Here is a 13,675-nt window from a genome sequence, read left to right as displayed (position 1 = left end):
CGCACCGGCGGGGACCGTCATACGTCCCACACGTCAGTCGTTGGGGACGATCTCGTAGCGAGGGGTGTTCTCCTCCATCTGCCGCAGCGCGTCCTTGCGGTCCCGCTTCGAGAGACGGTCGATGTACAGGTAGCCGTACAGGTGGTCCGTCTCGTGCTGGAGGCAGCGCGCGAAGTAGCCGGTGCCCTCCACCCGGATCGGCTTGCCCTCGGCGTCCTGGCCGCTGACCACCGCGTAGTCGGGACGCGGCAGCGAGGCGTACGCCGTGGGCACGGACAGGCAGCCCTCGTTGGAGTCGTCCAGATGGCGCTCCCCCGGCGGCAGCTCCTCCAGGACCGGGTTGCAGATGGCGCCCACATGCCGCACGCCGTCGTCGTCCGGGCAGTCGTAGACGAAGACCTTCAGGTCCACACCGATCTGGTTGGCGGCCAGACCCACGCCCTCGGCCGTGTGCTGGCTGGCGAACATGTCGTCGATCAGCGCGGCGAGCTTGTCGTCGAACTCCGTGACGTCCTCGCACTCCTTGTGGAGCACGGGATTCCCGACGACGGTGATCGGGCGGGACGTGCCCCGCTCGCGGTACGCCAGCTCACGCGCCTCGGCGTCCTCCGTGTCCACGAGGAACCCGTTCCCCGGCCCCGCCACGGAGGTGTCGCTGTCGTTCCGCTGGTCCGTCTCCTGCTGCGCCATGTCCGCAGTACGCCTTCCTCGGTTCCCGATGCTGCCCGCACGATGTGCCCGTACAGCCTAAAGGCGTACAGCCTACGGGCAGCGCCAGGAGCGCTCGGCGACAGCGACCGGCGGCGGCGCTCAGCAGACCTCTTCGAGATCCCGCCACTCACGGGTGTCCGGGCTGTCCGCGACCCAGCCGTCGAGCAGGCCACGGACCAGCCCCGGCGGCGCCGCGATCCCGCACTCGCGCTCCGGGACCCACAGCTCACCGGCCGTACGGTGCCCCAGCGGCCCCGGGTGGCCCGGCTCGCTGTGGTCGTGCGGGTCGAGATGCTCGCCGTCCCCCTCGGCGCTCGGCATCCGGCTCTCCGAGCAGGCGCGGCAGAGCAGCCGTACGGAGGACGACCAGTCCTCGGCGGCGAACCCGGCGTCGGCGGCCAGCCGCTCCAGGGCGTCCCGGTCCTCCTCGGTGGCGGCCTCCAGCAGCACCACCCAGGTGGGTACGGGTGAGGGGGCCCACAACTCGATCTCGTCGAAGACCGGGTACGCGCGGGTGGCGCCGTCCGGGCTCGCGGACGTGACACGCTCGCCGTTCGGCACACCGTCGTGCAGCACGACCTCGCCCCAGCGCCGCCCGGACGACGGCAGCGGGATCGACAGCACCTCGATCCTGGCCGGGTCGAGCCTGCGGCCCCAGACGACCTCGGCCTCGCCCTCGGGCGAGAGCCGGACGGCCGCGCTGCCCAGCTCCATGCCTTCCGGCTCGCCGTTGGCCTCGACGCTGTGCTGATTGCCCGGGACCTTCAGGCCGTACGCCTGCCAGGCGCGGCGGGCCAGCGGCCAGTCCTGGAGCGCGGTGGCGGCGATCCCGACGTTCCACCAGTCGGGGGCGCCGGTCTCCTTGTCCAGCAGGGCGACGGCGCGCAGGCCCGCGGCCCGCGCCTGCTCCCAGTCGTGCCGGAATTTGTGCAGCAGCGCGAGATTGAACCAGGACTCGGAGAGCCAGGGCTCAAGGTCGGCCGCGCGCGTCAGCAACGCGCCCGCGTCCTCGTACCGACCGTCACCGATCAGCGTGAACGCGCGGTCGGTGGCCTGCCGCCACGAAGCGGAGGGCCGATGCCGTACCTTCCCGAAGATCCTCACGATTCCCGCCTGCCGGTCGCTCGGGTCACTGCCCCCGGACACCCTCTTCTTCGCATCCAACCATGCCCGGTCGGACGCCCGCTCATTACCCATGGGTCACTCCGCCCCACCAGGGGCCGGGCCGCCCCGGGACAGCACGCGCGCGAGGGATTCCACCACCTCGGGCTGGTAGTCGTGCCCCGTCCCGAGCCGCAGCCGCTCCAGCGCGCTGAGCGGACCGCTCGCACTGGCACATTCCCCGGCCAGGTCGTCGTACGCGTTCACCGCGCGGACGATCCGGGCGGACAGCGGTTGCTCCCGGTACGGATCCGCCTGCCGTTCCACCACCACCGCGACGGCGTCGGGGACGCCGGTCTGGCGGACCACCGCCCCGCCGAGCAGGGCGATGCGCCGCTGCTCGGCGACCGGCAGCAGGGCGGTGGCGCCTTCCGGTACGGGGTCGACGAGGGACAGCTGGCCGATGTCGTGCATCAGGGCGGCATACTCCAGGACGGTCAGTTCGGGGCCGGAGAGCCCCAGCTCACGGCCGACGGCCCGGCTGAGGTCCGCGACCCTGCGGGCGTGTCCGGGGGGCGTGTAGCCGGCGATCTCGGTGGACCGCGCGAGCGAGGCGATCAGCTGCCGGTACGTCGCCCGCACCTCCGCGTACCGCCGGAAGGACAGCTGGGTCAGCAGCAGCGGCACGCAGAAGACCGGCAGCGCCCACAGCCCCGCGACGGCGACACCGAGCGCGATCACCGCGCCCGTGGCGCACACGGCCGAGCCGATGTGCAGCAGGGCCCGCAGCTCGTCGCGGAGGAGGGGGCCGAAGGGGTGGCGGGTACGGGCGCGCAGCATCAGGGCGGCCAGGACGGCGTCGCAGAGCGCGGTGAGCACCAGCAGCAGGAGCAGCAGCACCGCGTAGCAGGGGCTCTGTCCGAACAGTCCGCGCAGCGCGCCTGAGTTGTACAGCGGCTGGAAGCACACGGCGGCGAAGCCGACGGTGAGGACGCGGCGCGCCATGTGGTCGAGCGCGGGCCCGTGTCCCCGGGCGACGTGCGGTACGGCTCCGGCGAGCCCGGCCACGACGACGACGGCGAGCGTCTGGAGCACGCCGTGGGTGGTCGGCCGGCCGGCGTTCTCGCCGAGCAGCGCGTACGCGAGCGCCCCGGCGGAGCCGAGCGGCGCGGGCTCCCGCTCGCCGGGCAGGGCGCCCCAGCGGGCCAGTTCGCCGACCGCGATGAGCAGGCCGAAGGCGAGCGCGTCGCGGGGCTCCGCGACCCCCTGCCAGAGCGTCCGGCCGAGGGCGGCGGCGGTCAGCAGCGCCGCCGCGCCGTACACGGCGACGACGGTGAGGGAGGCGGCCGGTCCCAGGCCGGAGACGGGCCTGGCCGCGGTGGCCGTCATCGCCTGCCGCCGCGAGGGGTGCGGCCGAGCGCCGGGGGCGGGGCGGAGCCCGGGGGCGGCACGGAGGCGGGGGGCGGGCACGGGTCCGGCACGGGGTTGGTGGGCGGGCACGGCAGGGGGTCCCGGGCCCGTAACGCGCCCGCCGCCGGGGCGGTGGTGTTCTCCTCGTCCGCCGTGACGGTGGTCCGCCAGCCGTGTCGGTCCAGGGCCCGCGCCAGCGCGCCGACCATCTCCGGGTCGAACTGCGTCCCCGAGCACCGCTCCAGCTCCGCCAGCGCGGTCCCCACCGGTCGGGCCCGCCGGTACGAGCGGGTCGAGGTCATCGCGTCGAAGGCGTCGGCCACGGCCACCACCCGGGCGAACTCCGGGATCTGGCGGCCGGCGAGACCGTACGGGTAGCCGTTGCCGTCCAGCCGCTCGTGGTGGTGCAGGATCGCCGCCCGCGCCTCCCCCAGGAATCCGATGCCGCGCACCATCTCGTGCCCGTACTCGGGATGCAGCTCGATCACCCGCCGCTCGTCGGGCGTCAGCGGGCCGTCCTTGCGCAGCACCCGGGTCGGCACGCCGAGTTTGCCGACGTCGTGCAGGATCCCGGCGAAGCGGAGCACCTCGATCCGCTCGCGTTCCATCCCCAGTTCCTGGGCGATCAGCACGGAAGCGTGGCCGACGCGCTCACTGTGCCCCCGGGTGTACCTGTCCTTGATGTCGACCGCCTGGACGAGCGCCCTGATGGTGGCCTGGTGGGCGGCACGCTCACGGTGGTACTGGGCGAAGACCCAGCAGGAGATGTACATGGGCAGCAGCACGAAGAGCGCGGAGAGCGGCCCGTAGGGGCTGCGCCAGAGGACCGCCATCATCAGCCCGGCAAGCCCGTGCGCACCGTGCGCGGCGAGCGAACGCACCAGCAGCCCGCGCCAGGCGGTGCGCAGCGGCTGGCGCTCGGCGGCGGCGAGGATGCCGCCGTCGAGCGCCGACAGCACCAGGGAGAAGGTGAGGGCCGCGGCCGCGGCGGGAAGCAGGACGTACGGAAAGTCGGGCGTCTTGAGCCCGTAGCCCCCGCCGCCCAGCGCGACCGGGCCGCCGAAGAGCTCCTGGGCGCGCGCCGCCGCCCAGGTGGCGACGGTGAGCTGCGCCGCGCGCCAGATCCGGCGGGGGCTCCTGGGGCGCCGCTCGACCCGGCCGAGCAGCGCGCCCGGTACGGCCACCAGGGCGGCAGCGGCGGGCGGCAGCAGAAAGGCGGCGGCCAGCAGCACGGGAAAGAACGATCCGGCGGCGACCGGCGCGGTGCCACCGAGCGAGCGCCCGAGCACGCGGCAGCGGGCGGGCATCTCGCAGAAGGCGTACAGGACGGCGAGCAGCGCGACGGCCCGCCAGGGAGTGCCGGAGCGCAGCGCGGGGTGGACACACGCGGCGGCGCAGAGCGCGGTGCCCAGGATGTACGCGCGCGCCGCGCCCGGTATGACCCTCACGCGTCCTCGCCCCCTCGGCCCGGCCCAAACAGACGGTCAGGCTAGCGAGTGGGACAGCGGAGGGCTGCTGGATGCCACCGATTCGCACCTTCGGGTGACAGCGGCGCTCGGAGCGGGGGCGCGAAGACGCACGAGGGCGCGAACATCACCGGAGGGCGCGCATGGCCGGCCGCGCATGGCCGGAGAGCGCCGACATGACCGGAGAGCGGCACGCCGGAGAGCGCGAACACGCCGGAGGGCGTGCCGCGCGTCACGCGGCACGCCCTCCGGAACGACATTCGGCAGCACTCGCGCCGACCGGACTACTCCGTGGCGGACCCAGGTGCGTCCGCGCCGGCGGTCGACACCTCGTGCTCGGGTACGACGCCTCCCGACCTGATCAGGTCGATCCGCCCCATGACCTTGGCCCGCAGATCGGTGGGTACGTCATCCTGCCCGCAGCACCGTTTGACCAGCGTCTTCACGGCCTTCTCCAGGCCGTACTTCTCCAGGCAGGGGGAGCACTCCCCGAAGTGCACCTCGAACTTGCTGGACTCGCTGGCGGGCATCTCATGGTCGAGGAACTCGTAGAGATGATCGAGAACCTCGGTGCAATCCGTCTCATGCGGATCTCCGCAGCTCATGCGCCCGAGCCTTTCCCGTCCGATGACTCTCCGACACCCGCCGGGACGAGCCCGCGCTCGCGGGCGTAATCCTCCAGCATGCCGCGCAGCTGGCGGCGGCCGCGGTGCAGTCGTGACATGACCGTACCGATGGGTGTCCCCATGATGTCCGCGATCTCCTTGTAGGCAAAGCCCTCTACATCGGCGAGATACACCGCGATGCGGAACTCTTCGGGAATCGCCTGGAGCGCGGACTTCACATCGGAGTCGGGGAGGTGGTCGAGTGCCTGGGACTCGGCGGAGCGCAGACCGGTCGACATGTGCGACTCGGCGCGTGCCAGCTGCCAGTCCTCGATCTCCTCGGCGGCACTGCGCTGAGGCTCGCGCTGCTTCTTGCGGTACGAGTTGATGAAGGTGTTGGTGAGGATGCGGTACATCCACGCCTTGAGGTTGGTGCCCTCACGGAACTGGTGGAAGGAGGCGTACGCCTTGGCGTAGGTCTCCTGCACGAGGTCCTCGGCGTCGGCCGGATTACGCGTCATGCGCAATGCGGCCGAGTACATCTGGTCGAGGTAGCCCAGGGCATCCCGCTCGAAGCGCGCATTGCGCTCGGCGGTGGTCTCTTCGATGAGGGCGTCTTCCGTCCCTGCGTCGGTCCCAGTGACCGGACCCACCTCCTCCAACGCTGCGGCGGGTCCATATGCGGACCCACTCGAATTGGAGAATAGTCGACCGGGCTGAACGGAGGCGTTCCCGTCGACTCCGCCGGCAGCCCGCGCGGGAGCGGTCTTGGCGGCCGAAAGCACCGTCCACTCCAGGCCTGCGGCGTCTGGGCGCTGCGGGCAGATGGTCGAACCCATGCGACGGACTCCCTCTTCTGACGTCGTGTACCGATGCACCTGACAACAGCGATCAGGCACTCTTCATTCCCCTAGTGTTTTTAGCCACACCGCGACTCCTTTTGTCAGGATGCCGAGGGCGTCCTCCTGAGAAATGGGAGCCCTTTTGGCTACCGCGAAGCCATGGTCCGCGCCCGGCACCTCCAGGAGTTCATACGGTCCCCCGGGATATTCGGCGGGCCTTCCGAAAGGGTCGTTCCCGCCCTGGACGACCAGGGTGGGTACGCCCGACTCCAGCAGTTCCGCGGCGCGGGACTTCTCCGGCCTGCCGGGTGGGTGCAGCGGGAAGCTCAGGGCGAGTACGGCGTGTGCGCCCAGCTCGCCCGCCGTACGGCAGGCCACGCGCGCCCCGGCGCTTCGCCCGCCGGCGACGATGGGCTGCCCCGGCCGTTCCAGCGCGGGCCAGAGCGCCCGCCAGCCGGTGTCGAGGGTCTTGGGCGCGGGCGCCAGCTTCTTGCCCGCCACCCGCCAGGGCTGCTCGACCAGGGCGACGGTGACCCCGAGCGCGGGGAGTGCGGCGGCGAGTGCCTGGAGGTCGCGTGCCTCGATCCCGCCGCCGGCGCCATGGCCGGCGGCGAGGACGAGCCGTGGCCGCTTCGCCAGGTGCCAGGTGATGCGGGCGTCCCCGGCGGGCGTTTCGACGGTCTGCTGCTCCGGCGCGCCCGGCCGGTTCGGTGCTGTGCTGGTCACAGGGCCATCCTGCCGTGTGACGGAGCTATCACCGAGGACCGCCGGGGCGAGCGCCGTCACGGGCTTCGCCACCGTCATCGGCGGCGTGACGAGTACCGTCAGAAGAGCGTGCTCTCCTCCGGCGCGGCCAGTTCCTCCAGCAGCTCGGGTCCGTTGTTGCGGACGTCACTCACGGCGGTCGGGACCGCATACGCCCGCATCAGCCCGGCGGGCGGCGGGGCGAGCAGCTCGCGCAGCTCCCCGGGGTCCGTACGGGCCGGGTCGAGCCAGGCGTCCCAGCGGTCCGGGGTCAGCATCAGCGGCATCCGGGGGTGGATGTCGGCCAGCGCTCCGGGCCCCTCGGCCGGGGCCACACCCAGCGGGGTCCGCTCCGCCTCGGTGGTGATCACCGAGCAGGTCGCCCACCACGCGCCCGGGTGGCCGTCCGGCAGACTCCGGTCGCGCCAGAACTCGTACAGCCCGGCGAGAGCCATCACGGAGCCGTCTGCCGGGGTGACGAAGTACGGCTGCTTGCGCGACCGCTTCCTCTTGCCCTGCTCCTCCAGCTGCCGCCCGCCCGCACCGGTGACCCACTCGTAATAACCGTCGGCGGGCAGGATGCAGCGGCGGGAGAGGAACGGCCGGCGGAACGACGGCTTCTCGTGCACGCTCTCGGCCCGGGCGTTGATCATCCGCGCGCCGCCCTCGGGTGTCCTGGCCCAGGACGGCACGAGCCCCCACTTCAGCCGGCGCAGCTGACGGACCGGGCGGGAGTCCGCCGCGTCTTTGAGCGGACGCTCCAGCACCGCGTAGACCTCCTTGGTGGGGGCCACGTTCCAATCGGGGGCGAGGGTCTCCTCGGGCTCCCACTTCTCGATGCCGAAGGCTCCCTGAAGGTCCTCGGGCCGCCGGCTCGCCGCGTACCGTCCGCACATCCGGTCATCACCTCTCCCCACCGGAAATTCTGCCCGAGCGGCGGGCCGAAGTCAGCCCCGCCCTCCCCGGGTGCGCGGCGCCGGTCCCACCGGAACCACCCGGCCGCCGAGAAGGCGGCCGGGACGAGGCGACGCCCCGGAGCGAGCCCCAGCCCCGGCGGGGCGCCTCGTTCATGCCGACCAGAGCCGGTACCGGCGTCGCCGAACGAGAAGCCCGGCTCCCGCGTAGTCCAGCCGTCGGCGGCCGGGGGCCGGGGGCTCGCCGCGCGGCCGGGGGTTCGCCGCGCGGCACACACACCGCGATGAGCACGAGCGCGTAGGCGCCGACAGCTTCGGCCGGCGCTTCGACTTCGCCCTCGACCTGATCCTGGAAGGTCTCGGGAACCGGCGGACCGAGCCGTAACGGCCCTCGCCTGCCTCCGGCCTCAGCCACCTCATCCGCGCGCTCGTACGCCAGTGCCACACTGCTACGACGCGAACCCCCCGTGAGGAGCCAACCGAGCAATGGCCGGCATAGACACCGCCTCGACCGTCGATCTGTGGGATCGCGTCTTCGGCACGCAGCCCGCCCCGGACGACTGGCTGGTGATCGTGACGGCGGTCGTCGCACTCGCCGCCGTCGTACCGCGTCCGGTCTGGCGACTCACCCGCAACACGATCACCATCGCCCACGAAGGCGGCCACGGGCTGATCGCGGTGGCCACCGGGCGCCGGCTGAACGGCATCCGGCTGCACTCGGACACCTCGGGTCTGACGGTCAGCCGCGGCAGGCCCACCGGGATCGGCATGATCCTCACCGCGGCCGCGGGCTACACCGCCCCGCCGCTGCTCGGACTCGGCGGCGCCTGGCTGCTGGCCGCGCACCACATCACCCTGCTGCTCTGGCTCGCGACGGCCCTGCTGATCGCCATGCTGGTGATGATCCGCAACGCGTACGGCGCGCTCACCGTGATCGTCACCGGGGCGGCCTTCCTGACCGTCTCATGGCTGGCCGGTCCCGCCGTCCAGTCGGCCTTCGCGTACGCCGCCGTCTGGTTTCTGCTGCTCGGGGGCGTACGCCCGGCATTCGAGCTCCAGTCCAAGCGCCGCCACGGCGGCGCCGGGGACTCGGACGCGGACCAGCTCGGGCGGCTGACGCAGGCGCCGCCCGCGCTGTGGCTCTTCCTCTTCCATGCCGTCTCGCTCTGCTCGCTGATCGGGGGCGGGCGCTGGCTACTGGCTCTCTGATACGTCATGATTTCGGGGCTTTTGAACGGGATCCGGGTCCGTGGAGAACCACTAAAGTGAAAGCCATGACCGAAAGCTCCGTGCAGCCCGCCCTCTGGCCCGCCCCCTACGCGAGCGGGGCCGTCGAAGCGACGGTCACCGTGCCCGGATCCAAATCGGTCACCAACCGGGGTCTCGTCCTCGCCGCGCTGGCCGCTGAGCCGGGCTGGCTGCGGCGGCCGCTGCGCTCCCGCGACACCCTGCTGATGGCCGAGGCGCTGCGGGCCATGGGCGTGGGCATCGAGGAAACCGTGTCGTCCAGTTCCGCCGCCGAGGGCGTCCCCGGCTCCACCGGCGAGGCGTGGCGGGTGATCCCCGCCGGACTGCACGGCCCCACCACCGTCGATGTCGGCAACGCCGGCACCGTGATGCGTTTCCTGCCTCCCGTCGCGACGCTCGCCGACGGCCCCATCCACTTCGACGGCGACCCCCGCTCCTACGAGCGCCCGCTGCACGGGGTCATCGACGCGCTGCGTGCCCTCGGCGCGCGGATCGACGACGACAACCGCGGTTCGCTCCCGCTGACCGTGCACGGCGGCGGTGCGCTGGACGGCGGTGCGGTGCGGATCGACGCCTCCGCGTCCTCCCAGTTCGTCTCCGCCCTGCTGCTCTCCGGCCCCCGGTTCAACCAGGGCGTGGAGGTACGGCATGTCGGCTCCGCCCTTCCCTCCCTTCCGCACATCCGGATGACCGTCGACATGCTGCGCGCGGTCGGCGCCCAGGTCGACGAGCCGGAGACGGGCGGGGAGCCGAACGTCTGGCGGGTCTCCCCCAGCGCGCTGCTCGGCCGCGACCTCACCGTCGAGCCGGACCTCTCCAACGCCCAGCCGTTCCTGGCGGCGGCCCTGGTCACCGGCGGCCGGGTGACGGTCCCCGACTGGCCCGAGCGGACCACCCAGCCGGGTGACGCGCTGCGCGAGATCTTCACCGAGATGGGCGGTTCCTGCGAGTTCGGCCTGACGAGCGACGGCCGCGGCAGCCTCACCTTCACGGGCACCGGCAAGATCCATGGCATCGACGTCGATCTGAGCGAGGTCGGCGAGCTGACACCGGGTATCGCGGCGGTCGCCGCTCTCGCCGACTCGCCCTCCACGCTGCGCGGTGTCGCGCATCTGCGACTCCACGAGACGGACCGGCTGGCCGCGCTCACCAAGGAGATCAACGAGCTCGGCGGCGATGTCACCGAGACCGCGGACGGTCTGCACATCCGTCCCCGCCCCCTGCACGGCGGCGTTTTCCACACGTACGAGGATCACCGCATGGCCACGGCCGGCTCGATCATCGGCCTCGCTGTCGAAGGCGTGGAGATCGAGAACGTCGGGACGACGGCGAAGACACTGCCCGACTTCCCGGGTATGTGGGCCGGCATGCTCGCGGGCACGGGGGCCTGATACATGCGGCGCTACGGCAAGAACCCCGACGAGGACGACATCCGCACCCGCCCCAATCCCAAGGGCAACCGACCGCGGACGAACATCCGGCCCAAGCACGAGGACGCGGCGGAGGGCATGGTCCTGACCGTCGACCGCGGCCGGCTCACCTGCCTCGTCGACGACCGTGTCATCCTGGCCATGAAGGCGCGCGAGCTCGGCCGCAAGGCCGCCGTGGTGGGCGACCAGGTCAGCCTGGTCGGCGATCTGTCGGGCAAGAAGGACACCCTGGCGCGCATCGTACGGATCGAGAAGCGCCGTTCGGTCCTGCGCAGGACGGCCGACGACGACGATCCGTACGAGCGGGTGATCGTCGCCAACGCCGACCAGCTGGCGATTGTCACCGCGCTCGCCGATCCGGAACCGCGCCCCCGGCTGATCGACCGCTGTCTGGTCGCGGCCTTCGACGCGGGACTGGAACCACTGCTGGTGCTGACGAAGTCCGACCTGGCCTCGGCGGACGAACTGCTGGAGACCTACCAGACACTCGGCATCCGGTACGTCGTCACCCGGCGTGACGAACTGGCCAGCGGCTATGCGGCCGATCTGGTGCGCGAATATCTCGAAGACCGGGTCACGGCCTTCGTCGGTCACTCCGGCGTGGGCAAGACGACGCTGGTCAACGCACTGGTGCCGGACGATCGCCGACGGGTGACCGGCCTGGTCAACGCGGTGACGGGGCGGGGCCGCCACACCACCACCTCGGCGCTCGCGCTGCCGCTGGAGAAGGCGGAGGGCTGGGTGATCGACACCCCGGGCATCCGCTCCTTCGGGCTGCACCACGTCGATCCCTCCCGCGTCATCCTTGCTTTCCCCGATCTCGTACCGGGGACCGAGGGCTGCCCGCGCGCGTGCAGCCACGACGAACCGGACTGCGCACTCGACGCCTGGGTGGCCGAAGGACACGCGGATCCGGCCCGGCTCTACTCGCTTCGTCGCCTTCTCGCGACCCGGGAACGACGCGAAGGCGACTGACGGGCATAAATTTGCTGTGAGCCCGCGTTGGCCAGTGCATACTCGGCCCGAGCGAGACCGAGCAGTCACGAACGCGGGAGGCTCTGAAAATGGCGTGGCTGCTGGTTCTGGTCGCCGGGGTCCTGGAAACGGGCTTCGCCGTCTGTCTGAAGCTCTCGCATGGTTTCACCCGGCTGTGGCCGACCATCGCGTTCGCGAGCTTCGCGCTCGGCAGCTTCGGTCTGCTGACGCTCTCGCTGAGGAAGCTGGACGTCGGTCCGGCCTACGCGGTGTGGACGGGCATCGGCGCCGCGGGTACCGCGATCTACGGCATGGTCTTTCTCGGAGATATCGTCTCCGTCCTCAAGCTCGTCTCGATCTCTCTGGTGATCATCGGAGTTGTCGGCCTCCAGCTCTCGGGTTCGGCGCACTGAGCGGTTGATGGACTGAGCGATTCGGTGGGGTGAGCGGACCGGATGATTGGCGTGGCGGGTCGGGCGCCACATGCGGATGTATACACAGAGTCGCCGACCGGTCGCTGAGCGTCAAGGCCCGTGGCGACTTCCCGCCGCGCCGGACCCCGTGGCCCCGCCGGTGCCGCGGTCGATACTGTGACGACCATGCCCGATTACCACGATGACCTGCGTCTCGCCCATGTCCTCGCGGACGCCGCCGACGCCGTGACGATGGACCGGTTCAAGGCCCTGGACCTCAAGGTGGAGACCAAACCGGACATGACTCCGGTGAGCGAGGCCGACAAGGCGGCCGAGGAGCTGATCCGCGGCAATCTCCAGCGGGCGCGACCGCGCGACGCGATCCTGGGCGAGGAGTACGGCATCGAGGGCACCGGCCCGCGCCGCTGGGTCATCGACCCGATCGACGGCACCAAGAACTATGTGCGCGGCGTGCCGGTCTGGGCGACGCTGATCTCGCTGATGGTGGCGGGAGAGGGCGGCTACGAGCCGGTCGTCGGCGTGGTGTCCGCGCCGGCGCTGGGCCGGCGCTGGTGGGCCGCGAAGGGCGGCGGCGCCTATACGGGCCGCAGCCTCACGTCGGCGACCCGGCTGCGGGTCTCGGACGTCTCGCGGATCCCGGACGCGTCGTTCGCCTACTCCTCACTCACCGGCTGGGAGGAGCAGGGGCGGCTCGACGGGTTCCTGGACCTGGCCCGGGCCTGCTGGCGCACCCGCGGCTACGGCGACTTCTGGCCGTACATGATGGTCGCCGAGGGATCGGTGGACATCTGCGCCGAGCCCGAGCTGTCCCTGTGGGACATGGCGGCGACCGCGATCGTCGTGCAGGAGGCGGGCGGCAGCTTCACCGGCCTCGACGGGCGGCCCGGGCCGCACAGCGGCAACGCCGCCGCGTCGAACGGTGTGCTCCACGAGGAACTTCTGGGCTATCTGAACCAGCGCTACTGACGCGTCAGCGCCCCGCACCGCCCGGCCGGCATCCGGCGCTCGCACCACCACGGGCCGGTTCCCGCAAGGGTTTCAGCGTCACGGATAGGGCGCGTGGGGCGCCCGTGCAGGGCGTGCCGGTTTTTTGCACGCCCCTCGCCGAGCCTCTACCGCCCTCTTGTTGACTCAGCGCAACGGTGTCACTCTGAAAGTCCCCCCATCTTGTGAACTTGTGAATCGTTTCTCCAGCCTCTCCGGGGCCGATTCACGAAGGAGGTGGCTTCATCCCATGCTTGTCCGTGACGCCATGAGCTCGGTGGTCCTCACCATCGGTCCCACGCATACGCTCCGCCAGGCGGCCCGGCTGATGGCGGCCCGCCGCGTAGGCGCCGCCGTCGTCCTCGACACCGACCACTGCGGGATCGGCATTCTCACCGAACGCGACATCCTCAACTCGGTCGGCGCGGGCCAGAGCCCGGACACCGAGACCGCCTGCACCCACACCACGACCGATGTCGTCTTCGCCGCGCCCGGGTGGACGCTCGAAGAGGCCGCTTCCGCCATGTCTCACGGCGGCTTCCGCCACCTCATCGTGCTCGACGATCACGAGCCGGTCGGCGTCGTCTCCGTACGCGACATCATCCGCTGCTGGGCCCCGGCCCGGCGCGAAGCGGCGGTGCTGACCGGCTGAACCCGGTCACCGCTCGCCGACGGAACGGCGACAGGGGCCGCATCCCCGCAAGGACCCGGCCCCTTCCGCCATGTCTCACGGCGGCTTCCGCCACCTCATCGTGCTCGACGATCACGAGCCGGTCGGCGTCGTCTCCGTACGCGACATCATCCGCTGCTG

At 71.8% G+C, this 13,675-nt stretch carries 14 protein-coding genes; 6 read left to right on the top strand and 8 right to left on the bottom strand.

What is annotated here, in order from left to right; translation table 11 throughout:
* Positions 1 to 33: 33 nt before the first annotated feature.
* The 8 genes from def to ACIBAE_RS00840 all read right to left on the bottom strand — a co-directional run bounded on the left by def (position 34) and on the right by ACIBAE_RS00840 (position 7,775).
* Positions 34 to 690, bottom strand: coding sequence for a peptide deformylase (gene def, locus ACIBAE_RS00875; RefSeq protein ID WP_399281592.1), 657 nt, complete (start codon positions 688 to 690; stop codon positions 34 to 36).
* A gap of 120 nt (positions 691 to 810) precedes the next feature.
* Positions 811 to 1,815 carry a tetratricopeptide repeat protein gene (locus tag ACIBAE_RS00870; RefSeq protein ID WP_399281591.1) on the bottom strand — a complete coding sequence of 335 codons (1,005 nt, stop codon included), beginning with the start codon at positions 1,813 to 1,815 and terminating at the stop codon, positions 811 to 813.
* A gap of 96 nt (positions 1,816 to 1,911) precedes the next feature.
* Positions 1,912 to 3,201, bottom strand: coding sequence for an HD-GYP domain-containing protein (locus tag ACIBAE_RS00865; RefSeq protein ID WP_399281590.1), 1,290 nt, complete (start codon positions 3,199 to 3,201; stop codon positions 1,912 to 1,914).
* Positions 3,198 to 4,670, bottom strand: coding sequence for an HD-GYP domain-containing protein (locus ACIBAE_RS00860; RefSeq protein WP_399281589.1), 1,473 nt, complete (start codon positions 4,668 to 4,670; stop codon positions 3,198 to 3,200). Before ACIBAE_RS00860 ends, ACIBAE_RS00865 begins: the two co-directional genes overlap by 4 nt.
* A gap of 302 nt (positions 4,671 to 4,972) precedes the next feature.
* Entirely contained in the window at positions 4,973 to 5,293 is a 321-nt protein-coding gene (gene rsrA, locus ACIBAE_RS00855; RefSeq protein ID WP_399281588.1) for a mycothiol system anti-sigma-R factor, read from the bottom strand.
* Complete coding sequence (locus ACIBAE_RS00850; protein WP_399281587.1) at positions 5,290 to 5,946, bottom strand: sigma-70 family RNA polymerase sigma factor; 657 nt, start codon at positions 5,944 to 5,946, stop codon at positions 5,290 to 5,292. The genes rsrA and ACIBAE_RS00850 overlap by 4 nt, the downstream gene beginning before the upstream one ends.
* 249 nt (positions 5,947 to 6,195) lie before the next feature.
* Positions 6,196 to 6,861, bottom strand: coding sequence for an alpha/beta family hydrolase (locus tag ACIBAE_RS00845; RefSeq protein WP_399281586.1), 666 nt, complete (start codon positions 6,859 to 6,861; stop codon positions 6,196 to 6,198).
* Positions 6,862 to 6,959: 98 nt separating this feature from the next.
* The gene (locus tag ACIBAE_RS00840; RefSeq protein ID WP_399281585.1) at positions 6,960 to 7,775 is read right to left on the bottom strand and encodes an SOS response-associated peptidase; all 816 of its coding nucleotides are present in this window, start codon (positions 7,773 to 7,775) and stop codon (positions 6,960 to 6,962) included.
* Positions 7,776 to 8,279: 504 nt separating this feature from the next.
* On the opposite strand from ACIBAE_RS00840, the gene ACIBAE_RS00835 reads away from it, so the two are divergent.
* The 6 genes from ACIBAE_RS00835 (at position 8,280) to ACIBAE_RS00810 (ending at position 13,516) form a co-directional block, all read left to right on the top strand.
* Positions 8,280 to 9,002, top strand: a complete 723-nt coding sequence (locus ACIBAE_RS00835; RefSeq protein WP_399281584.1) for a M50 family metallopeptidase — start codon at positions 8,280 to 8,282, stop codon at positions 9,000 to 9,002.
* A 65-nt stretch (positions 9,003 to 9,067) separates the two neighbouring features.
* Positions 9,068 to 10,432, top strand: coding sequence for a 3-phosphoshikimate 1-carboxyvinyltransferase (gene aroA / locus ACIBAE_RS00830; protein WP_399281583.1), 1,365 nt, complete (start codon positions 9,068 to 9,070; stop codon positions 10,430 to 10,432).
* A 3-nt stretch (positions 10,433 to 10,435) separates the two neighbouring features.
* On the top strand, positions 10,436 to 11,446 hold the full coding sequence (gene rsgA, locus ACIBAE_RS00825; protein ID WP_399281582.1) for a ribosome small subunit-dependent GTPase A: 1,011 nt from the start codon (positions 10,436 to 10,438) through the stop codon (positions 11,444 to 11,446).
* 89 nt (positions 11,447 to 11,535) lie between these two features.
* Positions 11,536 to 11,859: a DMT family transporter gene (locus ACIBAE_RS00820; RefSeq protein WP_399281581.1), complete on the top strand. Its 324-nt coding sequence runs from the start codon at positions 11,536 to 11,538 to the stop codon at positions 11,857 to 11,859.
* A 186-nt stretch (positions 11,860 to 12,045) separates the two neighbouring features.
* Positions 12,046 to 12,846 carry a histidinol-phosphatase gene (hisN, locus tag ACIBAE_RS00815; protein WP_399281580.1) on the top strand — a complete coding sequence of 267 codons (801 nt, stop codon included), beginning with the start codon at positions 12,046 to 12,048 and terminating at the stop codon, positions 12,844 to 12,846.
* Positions 12,847 to 13,114: 268 nt separating this feature from the next.
* Positions 13,115 to 13,516: a cyclic nucleotide-binding/CBS domain-containing protein gene (locus ACIBAE_RS00810; RefSeq protein WP_399281579.1), complete on the top strand. Its 402-nt coding sequence runs from the start codon at positions 13,115 to 13,117 to the stop codon at positions 13,514 to 13,516.
* Positions 13,517 to 13,675 lie beyond the last annotated feature (159 nt).

It is taken from the genome of Streptomyces sp. NPDC051569 (assembly GCF_044454085.1).
GTDB lineage: Bacteria > Actinomycetota > Actinomycetes > Streptomycetales > Streptomycetaceae > Streptomyces.
This window is presented reverse-complemented; position numbering and strand designations above follow the sequence as displayed.

Bases quoted from the DNA above. Each gene is read 5' to 3' on its own strand.
- def (WP_399281592.1), bottom strand. From the start codon at position 690: ATGGCGCAGCAGGAGACGGACCAGCGGAACGACAGCGACACCTCCGTG.
- ACIBAE_RS00865 (WP_399281590.1), bottom strand. From the start codon at position 3,201: ATGACGGCCACCGCGGCCAGGCCCGTCTCCGGCCTGGGACCGGCCGCC.
- rsrA (WP_399281588.1), bottom strand. From the start codon at position 5,293: ATGAGCTGCGGAGATCCGCATGAGACGGATTGCACCGAGGTTCTCGAT.
- ACIBAE_RS00840 (WP_399281585.1), bottom strand. From the start codon at position 7,775: ATGTGCGGACGGTACGCGGCGAGCCGGCGGCCCGAGGACCTTCAGGGA.
- ACIBAE_RS00835 (WP_399281584.1), top strand. From the start codon at position 8,280: ATGGCCGGCATAGACACCGCCTCGACCGTCGATCTGTGGGATCGCGTC.
- aroA (WP_399281583.1), top strand. From the start codon at position 9,068: ATGACCGAAAGCTCCGTGCAGCCCGCCCTCTGGCCCGCCCCCTACGCG.
- rsgA (WP_399281582.1), top strand. From the start codon at position 10,436: ATGCGGCGCTACGGCAAGAACCCCGACGAGGACGACATCCGCACCCGC.
- ACIBAE_RS00820 (WP_399281581.1), top strand. From the start codon at position 11,536: ATGGCGTGGCTGCTGGTTCTGGTCGCCGGGGTCCTGGAAACGGGCTTC.
- hisN (WP_399281580.1), top strand. From the start codon at position 12,046: ATGCCCGATTACCACGATGACCTGCGTCTCGCCCATGTCCTCGCGGAC.
- ACIBAE_RS00810 (WP_399281579.1), top strand. From the start codon at position 13,115: ATGCTTGTCCGTGACGCCATGAGCTCGGTGGTCCTCACCATCGGTCCC.